Raw genomic sequence first — 22,908 nt, 5'->3', positions numbered from 1 at the left:
CGGGAGGAAACGAAAATGAATCAGTCCGTCGCCACGCCGCAATCAAAATCCACTTCCGAGCGCAAAGGCATGCCTATTGCAGGCAGCAAATATTCGCCTTTCCCGGTTCCGCAGCTCAATGACCGCACCTGGCCGTCCAAGCGTATCGAAAAGGCACCGATCTGGTGCTCGGTCGATCTGCGTGACGGCAATCAGGCCTTGGTCGACCCCATGGGACATGACCGCAAGGAGCGCATGTTCCGCCTGCTGGTCGATATGGGTTTCCCGGAAATCGAGATCGGCTTTCCGTCCGCGTCGCAGACGGATTTCGATTTTTGCCGCTGGGCCATCGAACAGGGCAATGTTCCCGATGAAGTGGATTTGCAGGTTCTGGTCCAGTGCCGTCCCGAGCTGATCACGCGCACTTTCGAAGCGCTGGAAGGCGCGAAGTCGCCGATCATCCATTTCTACAACTCCACCAGTGAATTGCAGCGCCGCGTGGTCTTCGCCAAGGATGTCGGCGGTATCAAGCAGATCGCGACCGACGCCGCCAAGATGATTATGGATATGGCAGCGAAGGCAGGTGGCGGTTATCGCTTCCAGTATTCGCCGGAAAGCTTTACCGGCACCGAAATGGATGTGGCGCTGGAAATCTGCAACGCCGTCATCGAGATCGTGAAGCCGACCGCCGATAACAAGCTGATCGTCAATCTGCCCTCGACGGTCGAGATGAACACGCCGAACATCTATGCCGACCAGATCGAATGGATGTGCCGCAATCTCGACAATCGCGAAAACCTGATTATCTCGCTGCATCCGCATAACGACCGCGGCACGGGCATTGCCGCTACCGAACTGGGCTTGATGGCGGGCGCTGACCGCGTTGAAGGTACGCTGTTCGGCAATGGCGAACGCACGGGCAATGTGGATGTGGTGACGCTGGCGCTCAACATGTACACGCAGGGCGTGGACCCTGAACTGGACTGCACCGACATCAACCGGATGAAGGAAGTCTATGAATATTCGAACCAGTTGAAGATTGCCGAGCGCCATCCTTATGTCGGCGAGTTGGTCTATACGGCTTTCTCCGGCTCGCATCAGGATGCGATCAACAAGGGCATGAAGGCACGCCGTACGGCCAATTCGCCGATCTGGGAAGTGCCCTATCTGCCGATCGATCCGCAGGATGTGGGCCGTTCCTACGAAGCGATCATCCGGATCAATTCGCAGTCGGGCAAGGGTGGTATCGCCTATATCCTGCAGGCGGATTACGGTTTGAACCTGCCACGCAACCTGCAGGTCGAGTTCCGCGAGATCATCCAGAACATCACGGATGAAGAAGGCAAGGAACTGCCGTCGAAGCGCATTCACGAAGAGTTCCAGCAGCTCTATGTGACGCAGCCGAATGCCCGCATCAAGTTCGTCGATCATCACACGATGCCCGATCCGGAACAGAAGGGCCGTCGTATTCTGACCGCCGAAATCACCGATAACGGCGTGACCAAAAATATCGAGGGCAAGGGAACGGGACCGATCGACGGTTTTGTCGATGCGCTGTCCAAATATCTCGGCGTGAAGATGTCAGTCGTCGACTATTCCGAACATTCGCTACAGCAGGGTTCGGATGCTTCGGCCATCTCCTATGTCGAAATGGCTCATCCAGGCGGCAAGCTGTTCGGCGCGGGTATCAATGACAATATCGTCAGTGCTTCGCTGGAAGCGATTGTCTCGGCTGCCAACCGCGTCATCGCAAAATAATCTTGTATCGTCGATAAACCGAAGGCGGCACGGTTTGTGCCGCCTTTAAAGTTTCACAATTTTACTGTTACTGCCTTTTATTGCTTACTTATAATTTTCATGATGAGTTTTTTTATGAAACGTTCTTTATACGTATTGTCTTGTTTTGCTTTGATTTCTGGGTGCGCCACCCGCGCTGATAATATCTCTGCCAGCTATGTTCCCACCAGCATATATAATTCCCAGAGCTGTTCGCAGCTGAAGGAAGAGGCCGTGCGGTTATCCTATAGCGCTGCGGCAGCCGTCGGCAGACAGAACTCCGCTGCGACGCGCGATACTATAACAACGGGGGTTGGGCTTGTTCTGTTCTGGCCAGCACTGTTCTTGAATAATGGTGATGGAGCAAAGGCTGCTGAAGTGGCCCGTCTGAAGGGCGAAATGCAGGCTTTGGAACAGGCGTCAGCACGGAAGGGCTGTAACATCACCTTCCGCAACCGCTAGCGCATAAAGGGTGTTTGAAACCGGATTGAAAACGGCGCTTCGGCGCCGTTTTTGTAATGCCATCAATAAAGAACGCGCTCGTTGAGCTTGGTTATTGTCTCGCTTGCATCGGAAACGCCGTGCTCTTCCATGAGGCAGGACCAGCCGCCGTCAGGCCGTTTATCGATATTGAATATATTATAGCGGGCAGCAGGCTTGTGGCCGCCGAAATTCTGGCTTGCGGACGGGACGCTGATAACAGGAATCTTGCCGTTTGGCCCGTCGATCTCGTAATGCGTGATAAGATGCGTATGGCCGTGAAGTACCAGTTCCGCGCCATGCTTGCGTATGATCTTCTGGAAACGGCGAATGCCATAGAGCCGTTTATGGGCAGGCGTTGCGCCATAGATCGGCGGATGATGGATCATCACGATGCGGAAGAGCCCGCGTGCACCGGCTTCATCCAGCATTGCGGCCAGACGCTTGCCCTGCGCAGACCGGAAATCACCGCTCGCCATGAAGGGGGCTGTCGCACGCGCTGACGAAACGCCGATCAGCGCAACGGGTCCGCGCACGCGCATATAGGGAAATTGCGGGCGGTTGCCGTGATTGTCGATTCCGTCGCCGCGCATCCACGGTTCCCATTTGCGGCACGACTTGTCGAGCGCGCCCGGAACATAGGCATCGTGATTGCCGGGAACGACCGAGACATCGTCGGGGTTGCCCAATCTGGACAACCAGTCATGGGCAATATCGATTTCGAGATTGAGCGCCAGATTGACGAGATCGCCCGTCACCGCAATATGATCCGGCTTTTGCGCCTGCATATCGCCGATGAGAGTGTCCAGCACGGTTCCGTGCATCGCGTTTTTGCGATTGCGCAGCCAGTTGATATAGCCGGTGATACGCTTCGATGCCAATTCGCGATATCGCACGCGCGGCAGAGGCGAAAGGTGTATATCGGAGATATGGGCGAGACGGAACATTAAGCCCATTTACTGGATAATGCTTGAAACCGAAACCTTTTTAGCGACTTTTTGTTGATGTCAGTGCTGTTTGGGGTAGAGCGCCGTGCGTCCTTAAGGACGCACAAAGGTCGCTCTAAACTATTGAATCTACGCATCGTGCTTTCCAAAAAATCGATTCCGATTTTTGGGCCGATGCTGTAGGTATATTGCCTCGCGGAGAGACGGTATGCGCTTTCGTCATTTCATATTTCATACTTATTTTCTAATGCGACGTCCGATGACCTTGGGCGTCCGGGCAATTGTCTTCGATGAAAAGAAGAATTCCGTTTTTCTCGTGAAGCATACCTATGTACCCGGGTGGCAGCTGCCGGGTGGAGGTGTCGAGCGCGGCGAGACTTTCGGGCAGGCGTTGGAAAAGGAGTTGCGCGAGGAGGCCAATATCGTTCTGAAAGGCCCTCCGCAGCTTTTTGCGCTCTACAAGAATGCGCATGCATCGCCGCGTGACCACGTGGCGCTTTATATATGCAGGAAATTCGAACAGACGGCACCGCGTTTGCCGGACCGGGAAATTGCCGAATGCGGGTTCTTTCCACTGGACGATCTGCCGGAAGGGACGACGCCGTCAACCAAGCGGCGCTTGCAGGAAGCGCTTCACGATCTGGAACCGCTTCCGCTTTGGTGAAGGCGCATTGGCTGCACCTTCACCGCAATTTGCGGTATTTTAGAAGCGATAGGTGATGCCCGTACCGATCAGCCATGGATTGAGCTTGGCCTTGCCGCTGACTTCCGTGCCGCCGATCAGGGTGGCGTCGAACTTCGGCTCCAGGAACAGCTTCTTGACGTCGAAGTTCACGCCCCAATGCTCGTTGAGCATGTAGTCGAAGCCGATCTGCAGCGCGCCGCCGAATGCGTTCTTGACCTTGAGATATTCAACGCCGGTCGCATCCTGATTGTAAAACATGGTGTAGTTCACGCCCGCGCCGACATAAGGCTTGAAGGCACCGAAATTGGTGAAGTGGTATTGCAGGGTGAGGGTCGGAGGCAGAAACCATGCCTTGCCGATCTTGCCCAATCCATCGATTGAACCGGCGCCATTGATATTGGCATAGGTCGTGCCGAGAATGAGTTCGGCTGCGAAATTGTCGGTGAAGTAGTAGGTGATGTCGAGTTCAGGCGTGATTGACTTCGAATAGTCGAGATCCGAACCTGAAACGCCGTTCACATAGCCGGAATTCTGGGGAATGACGCCGAGTGCGCGCACGCGGATCTGCCATGGCGACAGAGCTTCCGGTACGGCCTGAATTTCCGATGCAGGCTGGGCTACAATGGCGTCCGCAGCAAATGCTGCCGGTGCGGCAAGGGTCAGCGCGGTTGCGGCCAGCAATCCCATCGTGAAGCGGTTCATCTTCTCTCTCCTTATGTCGTGGTCAGTCTTGTTCGCCTTGGGGTAGTGATGCATGCAATCTGGACCGCGTAACGAAACGCCCCATTGATCGAAATCAAAGGGGCGCAAGAGATTTGAGAGAGTGCTGATGTTCTAACAACAGTGTTGCAGGAAGAACGCAGTTGGTCCGGTCAGGCTTTCGGGAACCGGTCCCGGTCATGTGGTGCAGAGAAATCGATTTCCGGTCCAAGCGGTACAACGCCGGTCGGATTGATCGTCTTGTGGCTGCGATAGTAATGGCCCTTGATGTGCTCCATGTTCACGGTCGCGGCCACGCCCGGCACCTGATAGAGCTCACGTGTGTAATTCCAAAGGTTCGGGTAATCGGCAATACGGCGCAGATTGCACTTGAAATGGCCGACATAGACCGGATCGAAGCGCAACAGTGTCGTGAACAGCCGCCAGTCGGCTTCTGTCAAGCGGTCGCCGGTCAGATAGCGCTGCCGCGAAAGGCGATCCTCAAGCGAATCAAGCGCTGCGAACAATTGCCCGAATGCTTCCTCATAGGCTTCCTGTGTGGTGGCGAAACCGGCGCGATAAACCCCGTTGTTGATATTGGGATAGATGAAATCGTTGAGCGCATCGATTTCGCCGCGTAATGCTTCCGGGTAAAAGTCGAGCGATGCGTCGCCAAATTCGTTGAAGGCCGTGTTGAGCATGCGGATGATTTCCGACGATTCGTTGGACACGATCGTCTGGCGCTCTTTGTCCCACAGAACCGGCACGGTGACGCGACCGGAATAGTTCGGATCGGCGCGCGTGTAGATTTCATGCAAACGCTTTGCACCGTAAAGTGCATCGCCGGTGCTGCCGGTCGTGCCGTAGAAGGTCCAGCCTTCTTCCGCCATCAGATAATCCACGACCGATACCGAGATGACATCTTCAAGTCCCTTCAGGGCACGGAAGATCAGCGTGCGGTGGGCCCACGGACAGGCATATGAAACGTAGAGATGGTAGCGACCTGGCTCGGCCTTGAAGCCGCCTCCACCGGTCGGGCCGGCGCTGCCGTCTGCGGTCACCCAGTTGCGGAATTGCGATTTTGAACGTTCAAAGCGGCCTTTCGTGCTTTCGGTGTCGTACCAGACATCATGCCACTTGCCATCGACCAGAAGTCCCATGCGATTTCTCCTTTTGGAAAGAGAATAGGGCGAGAACCGCCATTTTGCAGCACTGCAAGCCGTGAACAGTGCGTAACGGTTCCAAAAAGATCAGTCAAAACCGCCATTTTGAAAAAAATAGTTTTACCTCTGTCCATTTTGGTGTAATGCAACTTCCAAATTGCGGTCATTCAAACGCCGACCGCCAAGGAGAACGATTAATGGAAATGCTTTTCATCCGACGATGAAACTTGAACCGCGCTCAAGCGCGGAATGCATTCCATTGACCTGACGGTCACCGACTTCTCCTATTGCGATCTAAGCCCATGCAGCAGCTTGAACTGACCTACGCGCAGGAATGCCCGGCGCACGACATTGAAATCGAAGCCATCAATGCCGAAGCCTTCGGACCCGGCCGGTTTACCCGTGCCGCGCATTTCATCCGTGAAGGCGGTCCGCATGCTCTCGATCTTTCCTTTGTGGCGCTGATGGGCGGCATCGTCGTCGGGTCTGTGCGGCAGACGCCGGTTATGGTTGGCAAGACGCCTGCGCTTCTGCTCGGGCCGCTTGCTGTACGGCCTGAATGGAAGAAGCGGGGTATTGGCGGCAAGCTGATGCGCATGTCGCTGGAAGCAGCCCGGAAGGCTGGCCACAAGCTGGTTATCCTCGTCGGCGACGAGCCCTATTACGGTCCATTCGGGTTCCAGATGGTGACGCCGGGTTCGATGGTCATGCCAGCGCCTGTCGATCCGCGCCGGATGCTCGCCTGCGAACTTGCAACCGGCGCGCTGAACGGTGCCAGTGGCATCGTGCGCCACGCCAATCAGGCGAAATAGTTAAAAAGAGGGGAAAGCGAGGGGCGGTTTACCGCCCTTCGCGATACCACATGCTGCCGAAGACGAAGAGCAGCAGGCCAAGCGCCAGGAAGCCGGAGAACAGCGGCAGGCGATTGACGCTTTTCAACTGCGTATCCGCAGTTTCACGCAGGCCGATCCAGTCATTGCCGCTGGCGCTACGATTACCACTGATGGCGGTAATCGTGGGAACCCGGACCGAACTCGCGGCGCTTGCCCGTACACGATGGACCGAGCCGCCGGTCGCGTCAGCGAGCGGCTTCAGGCGATCCGGGGTGGAGATGCTGTCTGCGAATTCTGGCGCATCGATCGGCCCCACATGGGCCAGTGCTTCCAGATCGCCATTCTTCACCCGGAAGATGCCGATCTCGTCCGTCTGCAATGAACCTTCGAACAGGCCCGGCTTGCTTTGCGCAAGATTGACCTGCAATTCCTTGCCGGATGGGGTGGTGACGGTTGCAACACCCGGATTGTCGCCCATGGTCTGGCGGCGGATGGAAAGCGTGCGGCCATTGCCGGAGGCGGTCAGCGCCTCTTCCTCCAGTTCCGGCTCCTGCATCAGCCAATGGGCGATACGGCGATAGAGCGAAGCATAAGGGCCGCCGCCTTCGAAGCCGCGCGCCCAAAGCCAGCCCTGATCGGAGAGAAACATGCCGACACGGCCTTTTCCGACGCGGTTGAGAACCAGCAATGGCTTGTTGTCTGCGCCGCTCATCACGGTTTCGCCCTGCGGCGCGGTAATGTCGATGGTGCGGAACCAGCGGCTCCAGTGCGGCGGCTCCTGATCACTGCCGTCGAGACCGCGCGTGACGGGGTGGCGTTTGCCGATCGTCGTGAGACGCGGATAGAACGCCTTTTCCGTCACCGCGCCGGTGGGCATGGCGGGCAGGGCGCTATAAAGCGGTGTGCGGGCAATCGACATTTCGCCTGCATATTCAGGACCGGCTGCAACCAGCAAGGCGCCGCCATTCTCCACATATTGCGCAATGTAGTCGTAATAGAGTAGCGGCAGCACGTCGCGGTGCTGGTAGCGGTCAAGGATGATGAGGTCGAACTCGTTGACCTTGTCCACGAAGAGTTCACGCGTCGGGAATGCGATCAGCGACAATTCGTTGATCGGAGTGCCGTCCTGCTTTTCCGGCGGGCGCAAAATGGTGAAGTGAACGAGATCGACGGCGGCATCGGATTTCAGCAGGTTGCGCCATGTGCGTTCGCCATTGTGCGGCTCGCCGGAGACGAGCAGTACGCGCAGGTTCTCGCGGACGCCGTCCACGGTTGCGACAGCGCGATTGTTGGCATCCGTTACTTCACCGGGAAGCGCTGGCGTGGCGATTTCGACAATGTTCACACCGGCGCGCGGCAGGGTAATGGTGACGGGCGTTTCCTGCCCGACCTGCGCTTCTTCCTCGCTGACGGTTTCGCCATTGACGCGGATTTCGACCGGCGCAGGGCTGCCGAGGTTCTTGCCTTCATCGATCACCGTAAACGACATTTCGAGCGGCTTGCCGCTGATGCCATAGCGCGGCGCCTTGTTGAAGCGGATGCGGCGGTCGAATTCGTCCGGCTTGCCGGTCACAAGACCATGCAGCGGCGCATCGAAGCCGAGCGCATTCTTGTTGGTGGGAATATCGTGGACCTGGCCGTCGGTAATCATGATCGCGCCCGCGACGCGGGACGGCGGCACATCGAGAAGCGAACGCGCCAGCGGCCCGAAAAGCCGGGTTGCATAACCGTCTTCGTTTTCGCCGGGCTTGCCTGCTTCCACCACGCGGGTTTCAAACTGCGGCATGGCTGCAAGCTGGTCCTGCACCGCCTTCAAGGCGGCATCGGTGTCGGCACGGCGGCTGCCGAGTTCCTGGCTCTGGCTGCGATCCACGACCACCGAGACCACGCTTTTCAGCGGTTCGCGTTCTTCATTGATGATGACAGGATTGAAAAGAGCGAGTGCAAGCGCTGCCGCAGCCAGAAGGCGGATCAGCCCTCCACGCATCCGCAACGCAATCGTGGCCAGAACCAGCAACGCCAGCGGCACGAGAACGGCAATCAGCCAGGGCGTGGAGAGGAATGGTTCGAATTCGATATTCATTCTCACCTCCTACTGCCGTAGGTTTCTACCGTGTCAGCTACTACACTTCCACCCTCATCCTGAGGTGCGGAGCGAAGCGAAGCCTCGAAGGATCGAGGGTGAGGGCAGGCGCACCGTGCGTTTCCCCTCAGCCCTTCGAGACGCCATCCCCGCGCAAGCGGGGGATGGCTCCTCAGGATGAGGGGGAAAGATAAACGGGATCGAGTGGCAACAGGGCTGCAAAGCATCATGCTAGTTCCCCAGCCGCTCAATGAGGTCCTTGGCGTGGACCTGATCGGACTTGTAGTTGCCGGTCAGCATATACATCACGATGTTCACACCGCCGCGAATGGCATAGATGCGCTGCATCGGGTCGTTCGGCACGGTCGGAAACAGCGGATTGCCTTGCTCATCCACGGCCCATGCGCCAGCGAAATCATTGGCCGTAATCATGATCGGCGTCACGCCATCGCCGGTGCGCACGGGGCGCTCGCGGGGCGAGGCATTCGGTGTCGAGGCCTCGACCCACAACGGGCTGCCTTCATAGCGACCGGGGAAATCCGGCATGATGAAGAAGGATTTGGTCAGCACATGATCGTCGGGCACGGGTTCCAGTGGCGGAACGTTCATGCCGTCGAGAATGGCGCGCAGGCGCTGGTTGGCGGGTGAGGCGGACGGATCGAGACTGGCTCCAGCCTGTAACTGGTCGCGCGTGTCGAAAAGCACGGTGCCGCCCTGCTGCATATAGGCATCGACCCTGGCAATCGCTTCCGGGCTTGGCATCGGCGCTTGCGGGTCGATAGGCCAGTAGATCAGCGGATAAAAGGCCAGCTCATCCTTGGCGGGATCGACGCCGACAGGATCGCCCGGTTCGAGCGCGGTCTTGTCCATCAGCGCGAAGCTCAAGCCGCGCATGCCTGCCTTGCTGATGTCGTCGGTCTGGGCGCTGCCGGTGATGACATAGGCAAGATGCGTCTGCGAGACGGAGTTGATGATCGCCTCGTCTCCGGGCTTGGTGTCGTCATGCACCTGCTCTTGAGCCTCAGACTGGGATTGTGCCTGAGTCTGAGCTTGTGCTTTGCCTATTCCGGAAGGAAGAAGGTTGAAGGCGAGGAACCCGGCCAGCAGAACGGCTATTCCCGCTGCCTTGGCCCGCACTTTCATGCGGCGACGGAAGGCACCGCGCAGCCACAGCATCAAAAGCGTATCGAGTGCGAGAAGCATTGCGGCGACCGCAAAGAACGGTCCCGCCAGCGAGATCGACTGGTCCGATGTGTAGGAGGCGGGCGTTATTCCGACGGATAGCGTCGGCTGGGCAATCGGTTGCAGCTTGATGTTCGCACCTTCAAAGATGTTGAGCGCTTTCAAGCCGTCCTCATTGCCATAAAAACCGGGTGGCGTGTTGATGCTGACGCTGGCCTGCTTGTCCTTTTCGACGATGAGCGGCTTCGCCTCTGATGTGGGCGGGGTCAGCGCACCGGAAGCCGAAAGGAGCTGGTAGGGCGGCAGCGAGACCGAAGCCTGATTTTCCTGCGCGCCGGTTCTCTGTGACAGCGACACGATGCGGCGCAGCATTTCCACGAATGAACCTGAAATAGGCAGGCTCGACCAACTGGCATCGGGAGAGATGTGGAATAATACGATATTGCCGCGTCCGCGCTGTTCACCCGTGACGAGCGGCGTTCCGTCCTGAAGAACAGCGTAAGCCTTGTCGTTGAGATCGAATGACGGTTCGGCCAGAACCTGCCGGGTGACGGTCACATCATCGGGGACGGTCAGGCCGGCAAAAGGTCCTTTTTCCGGGAAAATGCGCAGCTTCTGCGGTTCCGACCACGATAACGTGCCGCCAAGCGCGCGTTCGCCCTTGCGCAATTTCACCGGCAGAAGCGGATCATTGTCGCTGGCACCGGCAAGGCGCGGGCCTGCGAACCGCACCAGCGTGCCGCCGTCCTCGATCCATTTGGAAAGCTGTTCGGTGACAGGCTGCGGCAGCGTGCCGATATCGGCCATGATGAGGATCGACGGCTTTGCATCCAGCACTTCCGGCACGGATTGCAGAAGATCGGCGGAGCGCGGTTCGATCAGATTGACATAGGGCGAAAGCGCCCGGGAAATATAATGCAGCGGCGAGAGAAGGGGCTGCGCCAGATCGCCGTCACCGCTGGCGATAAGGCCGACTGTGCGCCGTTCCGATCCCGCATCGATCAGCCGTGTTGCACCTGCCTGTTCAATGCCGTCCACGCGGATCAGGCGGAAATCATTGCGAAGCTCCACCGGCAGGTTGAAGCGTGCAGTGCCTTCTGCGCTTCCAAGCGCGAAGGAAAGCGGCGCTTCAGCGATGCGACGTCCCTTGTCGTCATAGGCCGCAGCAGTGAGCGTGCGCGGAGCAGATACACCTTCCGGGCGGATGGCGACGGCTTCCAGACTGTCAGCCTTGTTGTCTATGCCTGTCAGAGCAAAGGTGCGGCTGAGGTTCGCGCCATACCAGAGAACGGAGGCGAGATGCCCCGACTTGTCCAGTTTCGCGAAGGTTTCCGTGTCATCTGGCGATGCCAGTCCGTCGCTCATGAAGGCAAGGCGGACCTTTGTATCGGCGGGCAAGGTGGAAGCCAGCCGTTCCATTGCCGACTTGCGATCAACCGGGATGGGGCGCGGCTCCAGCGCCTGAAGGCGCTCGGCAGCGCCCTTGCCGTCATAGGGGCCGATTTCGGCATTGGCTGGTTCCGCTGAACCCACGATGTAGATCGGCGCAGCGGTCCCCTCCGCATCGGAGATGAGTTTTTCGGCAGCATTGACCCGCTGTTGCCAGTCCTCGGCGGAAGCCCAGCCATTGTCGATAACAATGGCAAGCGGCTCATTGCCGGACAGTGCGACCGGACGCGGATTCCAGACCGGCGAGGCAAGTGCAAGAATGACGAGCGCGGCAATCAGCAGCCGCAGCAGCGTCATCCACCATGGACTTTTCGACGGCACTTCCTCGCGCTTGAACACCTGCGCCAGAATGCGAAGCGGCGGAAAGGTTTCCTCCTGCGGACGCGGCGGCGTCATGCGCAAAAGCCACCAGATGACCGGCAGGGCGATCAGCCCGGCGAGGATAAACGGCGAACCGAAGGCGAGCGGCAGAAAATTCATATGCTGCTTCCCTTGGCGCTAGTCCCCATTGCGCTGCTCCCTGTTGCGCTCAGGGCATCGTGAAGCCGTGCCAGTGCTTCCGCCGTCGGCCTGTCTGTCCGGTGAACCGTATAGCTCCAGCCGAGCCGCTTGCAGAAATCTGACAGGGTTTCACGGCGCGCAATGTAGAGGCGGCGATAGTCGTCCGCATAGGTTTCGGCCCGACCGGCGACAAGGGTGGCGCCGGTTTCCGGATCGCGGAACTCGGTGCGGCCGGAATAGGGAAATGTTTCTTCCGCCGGATCGGCAACTTCCACCAGATGTGCGCGGACACCGCGCTGCGCCAGACGGTTGAGAAGATCGGTCAGTTCATCGAACGGATGCAGGAAATCCGATACGAGGACGACTTCGGAAAAGCGGCGGATCTGCCCGATGTCCGGCAGCGCCGCAACCGGCGCTTCGTGCATCAGCGCTGCCGCAAGACGCTCGGCGCCGTTGCGGGCCGAAAAAGGCTGGATCAGCGCCGGAAAGGCAATGCGTTCGCCGGAGCGCGACAGAAGTTCGGCAAGAGCGAGCGTCAGCACGAGCGAACGCGCTTCCTTGGATACTGGCGCAAGCTGTGAGCGATAGAGCATCGAGGGCGAGAAATCGCACCAGAGCCAGACCGTATGGGCGGATTCCCATTCGCGGTCGCGGACATAGGTATGATCGTCGCGCGCAGAACGCCGCCAGTCGATGCGGGAAAGGGATTCGCCGTCCACATATGGACGGAACTGCCAGAAATTTTCGCCGGGACCGCGTTTGCGCCGTCCGTGCCAGCCGTTCATGACGGTGTTGACCACGCGCTGAGCTTCAACCAGCAGATCGGGGATGGCCGCTGCCCGCGCACGGGCGCGAGCAAGTGTCTCCTTGCGATCTGCGGTGGAAACTTCTGCGCCAATGACCATCAGACGGCAGCCTTTACCAGATTGGCGATGACGTCACGAATATGCATGCCATCGGCGCGCGCCGCAAAGTTGAGCGCCATGCGGTGCTGAAGGACTGGCTCGGCCAGCGCTTTCACGTCATCGACGGATGGGGCAAGGCGGCCTTCATAGAGCGCGCGGGCGCGGGCGCACAACATCAGCGCCTGGCTGGCGCGTGGGCCGGGGCCCCAGGCGATGTGTTTCTTTGCATGGTCGTTATCGGCATCGGGACGGGCGGAGCGCACCAGCTTGAGGATTGCTTCCACGACGCTTTCCGACACTGGCATACGTCGCACCAAAGTCTGCATTTCGATCAACCGTTCGGCGTTGATGATCTCATAGGCCTTGGCCTCGGAAACGCCGGTAGTTTCCAGAAGAATGCGGCGTTCCGCATCCAGTTCCGGATAGAGGATGTCGATCTGCATCAGGAAGCGGTCCAGCTGGGCTTCCGGCAGCGGATAGGTGCCTTCCTGCTCCAGCGGGTTTTGCGTCGCTAGCACATGAAACGGTGCCGGGAGATCGTAACGCTGGCCGGCGACGGTGACGTGATATTCCTGCATTGCCTGCAGCAGCGCGGATTGCGTGCGTGGGCTGGCGCGGTTGATTTCGTCGGCCATCAGGAGCTGCGCGAAGATCGGGCCCTTGAGATAGCGGAACGAGCGCCGCCCATCGGCATCCTGTTCCATGACTTCCGAGCCGATGATGTCGGATGGCATCAGGTCGGGCGTGAACTGGATGCGCTGGCCGGAAAGGCCGAGCACGGTGCCCAGTGTTTCGACCAGCTTGGTCTTGGCGAGACCCGGTACGCCGACCAGCAAGGCGTGCCCGCCAGCCAGAACGGCGACGAGCGTGCGCTCGATCACGTTTTCCTGACCGAAGATCACAGTCCCGACGCTTTCCTTGATGCGTGCGATGTCTGCGAGCGCCCGTTCGGCCTCCGCGACGATCTGTTCGGGACTGGCGGTTTCAGGCGTAACGATAACGCTCATGTGGACCTCGCAATATATGACCGCTCTGGCGGAACTGCCTTAGAACCTGTTCCAAAAGTCGCCCTGTGCGGCTGCAAATGGCAATTTGTCTGCGTTCCGGTGCTCATGTACCCGAAAGTACATTGCGCTCCGGTACTCGAAAATCACCATTTTCGCACACACATGCCGCTTTTTGATTCAGGCTCTTATAAATCGCTATATATACTGACAAGCCGCGAAACGGTGACTATTTCATGACTTCGAGCATATTAAACACATTCGAGCAGGAATAACCGAGTCGGATGATAAAAAGCACCCCTGAAGGCAAAGACGCGCCCCAAAGTTCGATGCGCACCGCAGAAGGAACCGGCGGTCTGGAGGCCCTGATTGCGCGCGCCCATGCCGACGCGCAAAGCGGTCCGGCAACGAAAGAGCGCAGGATTCCGCCAGTTGAGCGCTGGAACCCGGACTTTTGCGGCGATCTCGATATGGAAATCAAGGCAGACGGCACCTGGTTCTACATGGGTACGCCGATTGGGCGCAAACAGCTTGTGCGGCTGTTCTCAACGGTGTTGCGCAAGGATGATGATGGCCGGACCTATCTCGTAACGCCGGTGGAAAAAGTCGGCATCCGTGTCGAGGACGCGCATTTTGTTGCGGTGGAGATGGAAGTGTCTGGCGAGGGCGAGGCGCAGGTGCTGACGTTCCGCACCAATGTGGGTGACGTCGTGGCTGCCGACGCGCAGCATCCCCTGCGCTTCGTAATCGAGCAGACAAGCGGTGGATTGAAGCCCTATATATTGGTTCGCGGAGGGCTGGAGGCGTTGATCGCACGGGCCGTCATGTATGATCTGGTGGCGCTGGGCGAAGAAATCGAAATCGACGGCGTGCCGACATTTGCGGTTCGCTCTGGCGGCGTGGTCTTTCCGATCATGGCGTCCGATGCACTGGAGGCTGCACTGCAATGAATGAATTCCCAGCCTTTTCAGCCGGTGATTTTGCCGAGCGGGTTCGACAGTGGCGTCCCAGCCACAATGATCTGACTGGCGATCATTCACTTAATCCCGATATTACACAATTAATGACGATGGCTAAGATGCGCGACGCCGCCGTGCTGGTGCCGGTGGTGGATCGCGGATCGGAGGCAACACTTCTTCTGACACAGCGCACCGATACGCTCCGCAAGCATTCCGGCCAGATCGCCTTTCCGGGCGGCGCAATCGACCCGGAGGATGGCACGGCGGAGCGGGCGGCCCTTCGCGAGGCGAACGAGGAAATCGGGCTCGCAGCGGATCGTGCCGAGATCATTGGCAATCTGCCGCGTTATCTCACCGGTAGCGGATTTTCGATCACGCCCATTCTGGCGGTGGTGAAAACGCCGTTCGACGTGCATCCCAACCCGGACGAGGTCGCCGATATTTTCGAGGTGCCGCTTTCCTTCCTGATGAACCCGGAGAACCATCGGCGTGAAAGCCGGCTATTCAACGGCAAGGAACGCTTCTATTACGCCATGCCCTATCACGAGCGATTCATCTGGGGGGCAACCGCCGGTATCATTCGCGGACTTTATGAAAGGCTCTACGTTTGAGCGAGAGTATGAATATTTCCGGCAAGGCGGATTGGCTGAAGGCAAAGCCGTTGCAAGCCCTGTTCAAGGCGCTGAATCGTGATGGCGGCGAAGTGCGTGTCGTGGGTGGCGCCGTGCGCAACACATTGCTTGGCACCAAGGTGAGCGATGTCGATCTGGCGACGACGCATCTGCCGCAAGAAACCATGCGGCTTGCGACGGAAGCCGGTTTCAAACCGGTGCCGACCGGCATCGAGCATGGCACAATCACCGTCGTCGTGCAGGGACATCCATTCGAGGTCACAACGCTGCGGCAGGATATCGAAACCAATGGTCGCCACGCGAAAGTCGCTTTCGGAACCGACTGGAAAGCCGATGCTGAACGGCGTGATTTTACCATCAATGCGCTTTATGTGACCGCCGATGGCACAATTATCGATGAGGTCGGCGGCCTTGCCGATATCGAGAGCCGGACGCTGCGCTTCATTGGCGATGCAGAACAGCGCATTCGCGAGGATTACCTACGCATCCTGCGTTTTTTCCGTTTTTTCGCCTGGTATGGTTCAGGGCGGCCCGAGGCCGACGGCTTGCGCGCCAGCGCGCGGTTGAAGGACGGTCTTTCACAGCTTTCTGCCGAACGGGTCTGGTCGGAACTAAAGAAACTCCTGTCCGCTCCCGATCCGTCGCGCGCGCTTTTGTGGATGCGGCAGGCGGGAGTGCTGAATCTTATTCTGCCTGAAAGCGAGAAATGGGGTATCGACGCCATTCATGGGCTGGTGCGAACCGAGGCCGATCTTGGCTGGCAACCTGATCCGCTGCTGCGGCTTGAGGGTATCATTCCGCCCGATAGCGTGCGGATGGAAGAGATGGGCAAGCGGCTGAAAATGTCCAATGCAGAAAGGGCGCGGCTTGAAGCCTGGGCGCGGGCCGACGCTGTAAAGCCCGAGCTTTCAGAACAAGCGCTGAAGAAGACAATCTATCGCGGCAGCAAGCAGGCTGTGCTTGATCGTATTCGCCTGGCCTATGCGGCAGCGCGGACCGACGCTGCAGGCAGCGACGATGCAATGATCCGCGCTGGTGGTTTCGCGCGTCTTCTCGATGCCGCCGAGCATTATGATGCCCCTGTTTTCCCCGTCACCGGCAGCGATCTTCTGGCTCTGGGCATTGAAAAAGGGCCGGGGCTCGGAGAGGCATTGCGATCTCTTGAAACTTTCTGGATTGACTCCGGTTTTAGTCTTGACCGTGCCACGCTTCTGGACAAACTTGATCGCGGTTAGTGCAGTTTCGCTCTAACCGTTTTTTCCCAAGCATTTCCGAACACAAAACCGTGTCTCACTTTTGTTGGAAATGCTTTTAAAATAAACAACTGACGGCTTGCTTGCAAATTTCAGCCGTAGTTTCATCGCTTTATAGCGGGAGCATGTTTCCCAAAAGTGGGAACCGGTTTTGGGACAAACAGGCCCAATATAGGCAATGAAGACTTTTCAGCGCGCGTTTTGAAAGAATATGAGATGTCCAATCCCGATACATCGATACAAGACAAGGCAGCGACCGATCCGAAGCAGAAGTTTGGTACCGAAGGCATCGCCGCCATGGACCGGCCAAGCCCGATCACCCGTTTCTTCATGGGGATCGTATCCTGGGCTGAAGGTCTCAATCTGAAATATGCCAAGCTCGGCAATCCGCCGGTCTATGACAATGCGACTTTCCCCTGGTCCGCCGAGATCGAGAAGGAATGGCCTGCCATCCGCAAGGAACTGGATACGGTTCTGCTGCGTCAGAGCGAACTGCCTTCTTTTCAGGATATTTCGACCGATGTGAAGACGATCTCGACAGATAATCGCTGGAAGACATTCTTCCTGCTCGGTTTCGGCGTGAAGTCGGAACAGAACATCAAGGCCTGCCCGGAAACCTGGCGTATCGTCAACAAGATCCCCGGCCTGACGACGGCAATGTTCTCTATCTTTGAACCGGGCAAGCATCTGCCGCCGCATCGCGGACCTTATAATGGCGTGCTGCGCCTGCATCTTGGTCTCATCGTGCCGGAACCGAATGACCAGCTTGCCATCCGCGTGGACAATCAGGTTTGTCATTGGCAGGAAGGCAAGGTGCTGATCTTCGATGATGCCTATGAGCATGAGGCGTGGAACCACACCGACAAGACACGCGTGGTCCTTTTCGTCGATTTCGTGAAGCCGCTCAAGTTCCCGGCGCGTTTCGTCAACTGGTGCCTGATGAATCTTGCGATCTTCACGCCCTTCATCAAGGAGGGGCTCGATAACCACAATGAGTGGGAAAAGAAATTCTATGCGGAAGCAGAAAAGCTTCGCAACCAGCCGAAAGCCTGAACGGTTTGACTTCTGGCGAATGTGATCTTAGATGATCCGACAGAGGGCTTGTGGGCCCTCTTGTCTTACCCCACGCATTTCGAGGCGCAAAACAGCTTAGCGCTTTTGCCGGAAATGCATTGAAGAGGAATTGTTGATGCTAGGGATTGTAGGAAGCCTTTGATCGGTCCGAACTAGCTGCAAGACGGCAGGTGCTGAAAGCGCCTGACGGGCAGTGTTCAGGAGCGGAAACGGCATTGGCCGTGGATGGTTCACCATCCGCGAGAGCTGGTGTTTGTCATGGTTTCCATCCAGGCATGAACAACAATGAATATCTCACGCATGGAACAGCGCGTCTTGCACGTGCTGGCGCAGGGCGGTTACATCCGCCATCTGCGCGAAGACGGACGTATCTGCGAAATCGAATGCTTTACCCGTGAAGGCTATCTGCTTTCCGATTGCACGATGGCAGTTTTCCAGCAATTGCGCCGTAAGCGGCTGATCGAATCCCGAATGGGTAGTCCTTATCGCATCTCGTTCAAAGGGCGCGAAAATGTTCGCGCTCAGCTCAATAACCGGTGAAGGAGAGCGTCATGCATATTCGCAAGGAAACGTCTGAAGATGCCGCTGAAATCCGCCACCTGACGGATGAGGCATTCCGCACCGTGGCTTACAGCAACCAGAAGGAAGGAGAAATCGTCGATGCGCTTCGCGCTGCAAAGGCGCTCACTCTGTCACTGGTTGCCGAAGACAAAGGCGACATTCTCGGTCACATCGCTTTTTCGCCGGTTCTGATCGGCGGCGAAGACAAGGATTGGTACGGGCTTGGGCCTGTTTCGGTCCGTCCAGACAGGCAAGGTGAGGGGATCGGCGCCAAGCTTATCCGCGAGGGCCTTGCGCAATTGCGTGCGGCCGGAGCTAAAGGCTGCGTTCTTCTGGGTGATCCCGGCTATTACGGTCGTTTCGGCTTCAAGGCCGATGAGCGGCTGAAACTGCCGGGTTTGCCAGCGGAATATTTCCAATGTCTGGCCTTCGGGCCGGATATGCCGCAAGGCAACGTGACCTATCATGTCGCATTCGAGGCATAATACCAGGGCGCTGAGATGCTAACGCATCACGCCCTGAAAATGCTCAGTCGCCGCACGGGCTTAACCAAAACTCGATGAGTCAAGCTCATCGAGTTTTGGTATAAGTGTCTGGTCCAAAAGTCACCATGCCTTGCTGCAAATGGCTTTTTTCCGCGCTCCGGTTCTCGAAAATCGCCATTTGCGCTGCGGCCTGACGCTTTTTGATTCAGGCGCTAAAACAAAGGGCCGGTTTTCCGGCCCTTTTCATTCAGTACCGTTAAGGCCACTTCACCACGGGCGGCATGGAAGACAGGATGGAATTCACATTGCCACCGGTCTTGAGGCCGAAGATCGTGCCGCGATCGTAAAGCAGGTTGAACTCGACATAGCGGCCACGACGGATGAGCTGTTCGTTTCGATCCGCGTCGGTCCAATCCTTGTTGAAGTTCTGGCGCACGAGATGCGGATAGACGACCGAGAAGCCGCGTCCCACATCGCGCGTATAGGCGAAATCCGCCTCCCATCCGCCTTTTTCGTCCGGCGAATGCAGCCAGTCATAGAAAATGCCGCCGGTGCCGCGCGGTTCGTTGCGGTGCGGCAGGAAGAAATATTCGTCGCACCAGTCCTTTACGCGCTGATAATCGACGATATCCTTGTGCTTCTCGCAGATGAAACGGAAGGCCTTGTGAAAGGCAAGCGTATCGGGATCATCCTGCGTGCGGCGGCTGTCCAGAACCGGCGTCAGATCGGCACCGCCACCGAACCACTGGCGCGTGGTCACGACCATGCGCGTGTTCATATGGACGGCAGGCACATTCGGGTTCTGCGGATGGGCGATGAGCGAAATGCCGCTGGCCCAATAACGCGGATCTTCCTCGGCACCTGGAATCTGCTTGCGGAATTCCGGCGAGAACTCGCCATAGACCGTCGAGACATGCACGCCGACCTTTTCGAAGACACGGCCATGCATGATGGACATGACACCGCCGCCGCCACGACCTTCGTCCTTCTGCCAGGGCGTGCGAACGAAGCGTCCCGGCTCACGATCCGAAAGCGGGCCCTGCAATTCATCTTCAAGTTGTTCGTAGCTTGCGCAGATGCGGTCGCGCAGTTCCTCGAACCAGCGCTGTGCCGTCTGCTTCTTCTCTTCGATGTCTGCGGGGATGATTGCTGGAATTTCGTCGCGTTGCATTGTCTGTTTCCTTCCGGCGCGGTTTGCCGGATCGTCGGCGGTATCAGGCAGCCAAGGGTAAATGGATGAACTATTGCTTCTTGGCTTATCAAAGTCCGCTGCTGGCGCAAAGCACGAAGCGCGTGATCGCCGGGCAGTATAGACCCTCTCCCCAAGAAAAGACTCGTCTTTGTTAACCTGCTCCCTTATCTTTCTCTACCCAGGGTTTGGAGGCAAAAGCATGACAGCAGCACCGCCCCGTCCACCGCTCGAAGGCTTGCGCAAGCAGCTTCAGAAGAGTCGCGCCCAGAAAGGCCTGAAGCAAAGCCGGATGCCGCGCGACGGTTTCGTTCGCGAGACATTTACCCTGCCGAGGCTGGCAGCGCGTGAAAAAGCGCGCGAATGGTTCGAAACATTCCCGAAAGCAGCTTACTGGACCGAAATCGAAAGCTGGTGCGAGCGCCCGGACGATGTGATCGAGTTTACCATGCGCCGGCTTGCGACTGCGGATTAAAGCGCGATTCACTCCGGCCGGATTGTGCCCGAGATCAGGGGCAGGACCTGCGATGAGCCTTGGCATTTCGGTGCCCGAAGTGTGCGGCCATCCACTTGGATACAGCGTCGAAAAGGCTCGATAATAAACCACGTTTCCTTCGCCGTTTCTCCTCGTATCCAATCGGATGGCGTCCCGTCATTGTCACGCAATCGATAGGTCCTGACCCTAGCGAAAGGGTCTGACTGTGTGGGGCGATGAAATAAGATTCGGATTTGCTGTTAGCAAAAAACGCCCTGCGGTAAAGCCGAAGGGCGTTTCCATTTTTGAAATTCTGGGCCGCTACCCGTTTGATCTCAGGTTCCAGCCTCTGATCTATCCTCGTTTAACTCAGATCGAACTATGCCTCAAAATGCTACCTTCAAGCCCGCTGATACAGTTGCTGCCTGAAACGAAGCGCCGGCGCCATTGGAAATGAAGTCCTGCGTGTTGTCGGAGCGATCGATAATCTGGGTATCGCCTCGCATTTTCAGATGCTTTTCAAACCCGGCAGCGACGAAAAGGCTTGTTTGCTCGTTGAACGAATAGGACACGTTCGCTTGAAGTTCAAAGAATGGCGCAGCGTTAAACGTGTCAATGAAACGTAGATCGCGCATCCAGTGATCATCGATATCCTTGCCGGAAACGGTCATGCCGGCGCGCCCAAGAGCGCTGAATGACCAACGGTCCAGTTTCGTGGTCCATTCGGAGCCAACGAAAAGCGCTGGCAAACGCTGTTCGTAACTTATGCCCTTTCCGTCAGGAAAACTTCCCTCGGTATCGCGAAAATATCGTGAACTATAGACGAAATCACCACCATAGGACGTCCATTTCACATTCGTATATTTAAAGCCGCCATGAATATTCAATGTATTCTGCGGGTTGATAACGAAGTTATGCCCCAGGGCGACGTCAAAATTGATGTAACGGTCCAAATCGGTTTCGCTTTGAGAATGATCTGTCCAGTTGTTGAAGTCATATCCCTGGAAGCCGCGGACATTGGAAAGCCAATCATAATCGTGCATATTTCCTTTCCCTTGCAAGCCGACTTTCAAGTTGCCCGAGAATGTAACATCAGAACCAATGTCTGCTGTTATCTTGCCGCTTAAAACTGGCATCTGAGACTTCCAGATAAGATGACTTATTCTGTTGTCTTGGTCATATACTATTTCGTCAGCCTTGATCCAGGAATATCCTACGCCACCAGAAATTGTATAGTTTACGCCCGTGTATTTTTGTTCTGGAATATCTGCTGAGTTGGCAATTCCGCAATTTGTACAGTATAAAAAAATAGAAAATATAATTTTCTTCAATATTCGTCTCCAATCACATTAACGTGTAATGGCGATGGAGTAATTTTAATAATGTTTTGAATCAATCCCATGATTGATCTGGCAATTTATATTTTCAAAATTGCCAGATCAATAACTGGTGGTCTGATTTCGAAATTTGCATCCCTCGGATAGGAGCGCCGAGTAAATATCGAAATCAAAAAGACCACTAGCAATTTATTTTCCTGCTGTCTGCGGTGCCTTTTCCCAAGCATTCCAGTTCTGGATGATGCTGTCGGCATAGGCCTTGCCGACGCGATAGGCGTTGGTCGTGGCGAGCGGGAAGCCGCCGGAATTTGCGGCGAGCGATTCAGCCGCCGTCTGGTCCTTGCCCTGACGGTCGAAGTTCGACGCGGTGCGCAGCAATGCGATGCGGTCGAAATCGAGTTTGCCGGCTTCGGCAGCGCGCTTCAGCGCAGTCAGCGTGGCATTGTCTTCCATCTGCGAGGTGCAGTAGTCGGCCTTGCCGTCGGTCAGAAGCTTCGACCATTCGGTCATGGCTTCGCCGAGCTTCGCACCATGCCAGTAGGTATCGCCCGATGCCGTATCGCAGATCGTGACCTTGGGCGCGCCGGTTGCCGCTTCCTGCGTATAATGCTTGCGATATTCCTTCGCCGCATCGCTATCCAGAAGTGCGACATCCTTGGTCGTTGCCAGAGCGTAATCGGCGAGCTTGCCGTTCAGTTCGAACACTTCCGTGCCTGCGGCCCATTTCGGCTTTTCGCCGGGCTTTGCAGCGCCAAGGCCGAAGAAGTCCGTAGGCCAGCCTTCCGGCGCCTCACGAATGTCGATGCGGTGGTTCAGATTGGCATCGATGGAATATTTTGCCCAATGCGCCGATCCGAGCGTGCCATGTTTCGGGTCGACACCGGCGATGCCCGCGATCAGGAAATAGGTGTGCGAGAGGTCGAGCTTGTCGCTCAGCGCCATAGCCGCAGTCGCGCTTGCGGCATTGGCGAAACCCATGGCCGTGGTCATGTGGCAGAGGCCTTCGGCGGTGCAGTCGATCTCCGGATATTCGGGGCTCAGGCCCGGCAGCTTGATCTTCTGTGTGAATTTTTCGCCTTCAAACCATGGCTTGGCTTCTTCGCCGAACATGGTGATGACCATCACCTTGGGCGCGATGGCGGAAGCCTCCTTGGCAAAGGCCGGAGCGCTTGCCAGCAGGGAAGCGGCGGAGGCAGCGAGAGCGAGTGTGCGAACAGACAGGTTCATGGACGAAGCGAGCCTTTCAGACCGGATGGG

At 57.3% G+C, this 22,908-nt stretch carries 21 protein-coding genes and 1 pseudogene; 12 read left to right on the top strand and 10 right to left on the bottom strand.

Annotated features, from left to right (window positions below):
• Positions 1 to 15 precede the first annotated feature (15 nt).
• Positions 16 to 1,737 carry a 2-isopropylmalate synthase gene (gene leuA / locus F9K94_RS05270; protein ID WP_151644032.1) on the top strand — a complete coding sequence of 574 codons (1,722 nt, stop codon included), beginning with the start codon at positions 16 to 18 and terminating at the stop codon, positions 1,735 to 1,737.
• Positions 1,738 to 1,989: 252 nt separating this feature from the next.
• Entirely contained in the window at positions 1,990 to 2,217 is a 228-nt protein-coding gene (locus F9K94_RS24645; RefSeq protein WP_235920564.1) for a hypothetical protein, read from the top strand.
• Positions 2,218 to 2,279: 62 nt separating this feature from the next.
• Here the strand turns inward: F9K94_RS24645 and F9K94_RS05260 are convergent, their stop codons facing one another.
• The gene (locus F9K94_RS05260; protein WP_151644030.1) at positions 2,280 to 3,182 is read right to left on the bottom strand and encodes a metallophosphoesterase family protein; all 903 of its coding nucleotides are present in this window, start codon (positions 3,180 to 3,182) and stop codon (positions 2,280 to 2,282) included.
• Positions 3,183 to 3,390: 208 nt separating this feature from the next.
• Here F9K94_RS05260 and F9K94_RS05255 point away from each other — a divergent pair, with 208 nt between their 5' ends.
• Positions 3,391 to 3,846: an NUDIX domain-containing protein gene (locus F9K94_RS05255; protein WP_012091643.1), complete on the top strand. Its 456-nt coding sequence runs from the start codon at positions 3,391 to 3,393 to the stop codon at positions 3,844 to 3,846.
• 39 nt (positions 3,847 to 3,885) lie between these two features.
• Here the strand turns inward: F9K94_RS05255 and F9K94_RS05250 are convergent, their stop codons facing one another.
• On the bottom strand, positions 3,886 to 4,569 hold the full coding sequence (locus F9K94_RS05250; RefSeq protein ID WP_151644028.1) for an OmpW/AlkL family protein: 684 nt from the start codon (positions 4,567 to 4,569) through the stop codon (positions 3,886 to 3,888).
• 170 nt (positions 4,570 to 4,739) lie between these two features.
• Entirely contained in the window at positions 4,740 to 5,726 is a 987-nt protein-coding gene (locus F9K94_RS05245; RefSeq protein ID WP_151644026.1) for a glutathione S-transferase family protein, read from the bottom strand.
• A 305-nt stretch (positions 5,727 to 6,031) separates the two neighbouring features.
• Between F9K94_RS05245 and F9K94_RS05240 the strand changes: the two genes are divergently transcribed.
• Entirely contained in the window at positions 6,032 to 6,541 is a 510-nt protein-coding gene (locus F9K94_RS05240) for a GNAT family N-acetyltransferase (protein WP_151644024.1), read from the top strand.
• Between the two features lie 28 nt (positions 6,542 to 6,569).
• On the opposite strand, the gene F9K94_RS05235 is transcribed toward F9K94_RS05240, so the two are convergent.
• The 4 genes from F9K94_RS05235 to F9K94_RS05220 form a co-directional block, all read right to left on the bottom strand.
• Entirely contained in the window at positions 6,570 to 8,645 is a 2,076-nt protein-coding gene (locus F9K94_RS05235) for a glutamine amidotransferase (RefSeq protein WP_151644022.1), read from the bottom strand.
• 231 nt (positions 8,646 to 8,876) lie between these two features.
• Positions 8,877 to 11,756 (bottom strand): DUF4159 domain-containing protein, encoded by a 2,880-nt coding sequence (locus tag F9K94_RS05230; RefSeq protein WP_151644020.1) that lies wholly within the window; start codon positions 11,754 to 11,756, stop codon positions 8,877 to 8,879.
• The gene (locus tag F9K94_RS05225) at positions 11,753 to 12,682 is read right to left on the bottom strand and encodes a DUF58 domain-containing protein (protein WP_151644018.1); all 930 of its coding nucleotides are present in this window, start codon (positions 12,680 to 12,682) and stop codon (positions 11,753 to 11,755) included. The genes F9K94_RS05230 and F9K94_RS05225 overlap by 4 nt, the downstream gene beginning before the upstream one ends.
• On the bottom strand, positions 12,682 to 13,689 hold the full coding sequence (locus F9K94_RS05220) for an AAA family ATPase (protein ID WP_061345897.1): 1,008 nt from the start codon (positions 13,687 to 13,689) through the stop codon (positions 12,682 to 12,684). Before F9K94_RS05220 ends, F9K94_RS05225 begins: the two co-directional genes overlap by 1 nt.
• Positions 13,690 to 13,766: 77 nt before the next feature.
• Between F9K94_RS05220 and F9K94_RS24915 the strand changes: the two are divergent.
• From F9K94_RS24915 to F9K94_RS05185, 7 genes and pseudogenes are all read left to right on the top strand, one after another.
• A pseudogene (locus tag F9K94_RS24915) lies at positions 13,767 to 13,876 on the top strand (flagellar basal body P-ring protein FlgI); the annotation flags it as partial.
• Between the two features lie 94 nt (positions 13,877 to 13,970).
• Complete coding sequence (locus F9K94_RS05210) at positions 13,971 to 14,636, top strand: DUF1285 domain-containing protein (protein ID WP_151644016.1); 666 nt, start codon at positions 13,971 to 13,973, stop codon at positions 14,634 to 14,636.
• A complete protein-coding gene (locus F9K94_RS05205; RefSeq protein WP_061345899.1) occupies positions 14,633 to 15,256 on the top strand; it encodes a CoA pyrophosphatase in 624 nt (207 codons plus the stop codon). The genes F9K94_RS05210 and F9K94_RS05205 overlap by 4 nt, the downstream gene beginning before the upstream one ends.
• On the top strand, positions 15,253 to 16,512 hold the full coding sequence (locus F9K94_RS05200; RefSeq protein WP_192799439.1) for a CCA tRNA nucleotidyltransferase: 1,260 nt from the start codon (positions 15,253 to 15,255) through the stop codon (positions 16,510 to 16,512). The genes F9K94_RS05205 and F9K94_RS05200 overlap by 4 nt, the downstream gene beginning before the upstream one ends.
• Positions 16,513 to 16,746: 234 nt before the next feature.
• Entirely contained in the window at positions 16,747 to 17,583 is an 837-nt protein-coding gene (locus F9K94_RS05195) for an aspartyl/asparaginyl beta-hydroxylase domain-containing protein (RefSeq protein WP_081104457.1), read from the top strand.
• Positions 17,584 to 17,889: 306 nt separating this feature from the next.
• Positions 17,890 to 18,144, top strand: a complete 255-nt coding sequence (locus tag F9K94_RS05190) for a YjhX family toxin (protein WP_061346453.1) — start codon at positions 17,890 to 17,892, stop codon at positions 18,142 to 18,144.
• A gap of 11 nt (positions 18,145 to 18,155) precedes the next feature.
• The gene (locus F9K94_RS05185; RefSeq protein ID WP_061345902.1) at positions 18,156 to 18,650 is read left to right on the top strand and encodes a GNAT family N-acetyltransferase; all 495 of its coding nucleotides are present in this window, start codon (positions 18,156 to 18,158) and stop codon (positions 18,648 to 18,650) included.
• A gap of 256 nt (positions 18,651 to 18,906) precedes the next feature.
• Here F9K94_RS05185 and hemF read toward each other — a convergent pair whose 3' ends face one another.
• On the bottom strand, positions 18,907 to 19,821 hold the full coding sequence (hemF, locus tag F9K94_RS05180; protein WP_061345903.1) for an oxygen-dependent coproporphyrinogen oxidase: 915 nt from the start codon (positions 19,819 to 19,821) through the stop codon (positions 18,907 to 18,909).
• Between the two features lie 220 nt (positions 19,822 to 20,041).
• On the opposite strand from hemF, the gene F9K94_RS05175 reads away from it, so the two are divergent.
• Positions 20,042 to 20,314, top strand: coding sequence for a hypothetical protein (locus F9K94_RS05175; RefSeq protein ID WP_010659602.1), 273 nt, complete (start codon positions 20,042 to 20,044; stop codon positions 20,312 to 20,314).
• Between the two features lie 386 nt (positions 20,315 to 20,700).
• On the opposite strand, the gene F9K94_RS05170 is transcribed toward F9K94_RS05175, so the two are convergent.
• Both F9K94_RS05170 and F9K94_RS05165 read right to left on the bottom strand, forming a co-directional pair.
• Complete coding sequence (locus F9K94_RS05170; protein ID WP_235920563.1) at positions 20,701 to 21,645, bottom strand: omptin family outer membrane protease; 945 nt, start codon at positions 21,643 to 21,645, stop codon at positions 20,701 to 20,703.
• A gap of 195 nt (positions 21,646 to 21,840) precedes the next feature.
• Complete coding sequence (locus F9K94_RS05165) at positions 21,841 to 22,878, bottom strand: purine-nucleoside phosphorylase (RefSeq protein ID WP_061345905.1); 1,038 nt, start codon at positions 22,876 to 22,878, stop codon at positions 21,841 to 21,843.
• Positions 22,879 to 22,908: the final 30 nt, after the last annotated feature.

The sequence above is a fragment of the Brucella tritici genome, from assembly GCF_008932285.1.
GTDB lineage: Bacteria > Pseudomonadota > Alphaproteobacteria > Rhizobiales > Rhizobiaceae > Brucella > Brucella tritici.
This window is presented reverse-complemented; position numbering and strand designations above follow the sequence as displayed.

Coding starts and splice junctions, on each gene's coding strand:
- F9K94_RS05260 (WP_151644030.1), bottom strand. CDS start 3,182: ATGTTCCGTCTCGCCCATATCTCCGATATACACCTTTCGCCTCTGCCG.
- F9K94_RS05230 (WP_151644020.1), bottom strand. CDS start 11,756: ATGAATTTTCTGCCGCTCGCCTTCGGTTCGCCGTTTATCCTCGCCGGG.
- leuA (WP_151644032.1), top strand. CDS start 16: ATGAATCAGTCCGTCGCCACGCCGCAATCAAAATCCACTTCCGAGCGC.
- F9K94_RS05195 (WP_081104457.1), top strand. CDS start 16,747: ATGTCCAATCCCGATACATCGATACAAGACAAGGCAGCGACCGATCCG.
- F9K94_RS05190 (WP_061346453.1), top strand. CDS start 17,890: ATGAATATCTCACGCATGGAACAGCGCGTCTTGCACGTGCTGGCGCAG.
- F9K94_RS05240 (WP_151644024.1), top strand. CDS start 6,032: ATGCAGCAGCTTGAACTGACCTACGCGCAGGAATGCCCGGCGCACGAC.
- F9K94_RS05250 (WP_151644028.1), bottom strand. CDS start 4,569: ATGAACCGCTTCACGATGGGATTGCTGGCCGCAACCGCGCTGACCCTT.
- F9K94_RS05175 (WP_010659602.1), top strand. CDS start 20,042: ATGACAGCAGCACCGCCCCGTCCACCGCTCGAAGGCTTGCGCAAGCAG.
- F9K94_RS05210 (WP_151644016.1), top strand. CDS start 13,971: ATGATAAAAAGCACCCCTGAAGGCAAAGACGCGCCCCAAAGTTCGATG.
- F9K94_RS05225 (WP_151644018.1), bottom strand. CDS start 12,682: ATGGTCATTGGCGCAGAAGTTTCCACCGCAGATCGCAAGGAGACACTT.
- F9K94_RS05185 (WP_061345902.1), top strand. CDS start 18,156: ATGCATATTCGCAAGGAAACGTCTGAAGATGCCGCTGAAATCCGCCAC.
- F9K94_RS05245 (WP_151644026.1), bottom strand. CDS start 5,726: ATGGGACTTCTGGTCGATGGCAAGTGGCATGATGTCTGGTACGACACC.
- F9K94_RS05220 (WP_061345897.1), bottom strand. CDS start 13,689: ATGAGCGTTATCGTTACGCCTGAAACCGCCAGTCCCGAACAGATCGTC.
- F9K94_RS05205 (WP_061345899.1), top strand. CDS start 14,633: ATGAATGAATTCCCAGCCTTTTCAGCCGGTGATTTTGCCGAGCGGGTT.
- F9K94_RS05255 (WP_012091643.1), top strand. CDS start 3,391: ATGCGCTTTCGTCATTTCATATTTCATACTTATTTTCTAATGCGACGT.
- F9K94_RS05165 (WP_061345905.1), bottom strand. CDS start 22,878: ATGAACCTGTCTGTTCGCACACTCGCTCTCGCTGCCTCCGCCGCTTCC.
- F9K94_RS05235 (WP_151644022.1), bottom strand. CDS start 8,645: ATGAATATCGAATTCGAACCATTCCTCTCCACGCCCTGGCTGATTGCC.
- hemF (WP_061345903.1), bottom strand. CDS start 19,821: ATGCAACGCGACGAAATTCCAGCAATCATCCCCGCAGACATCGAAGAG.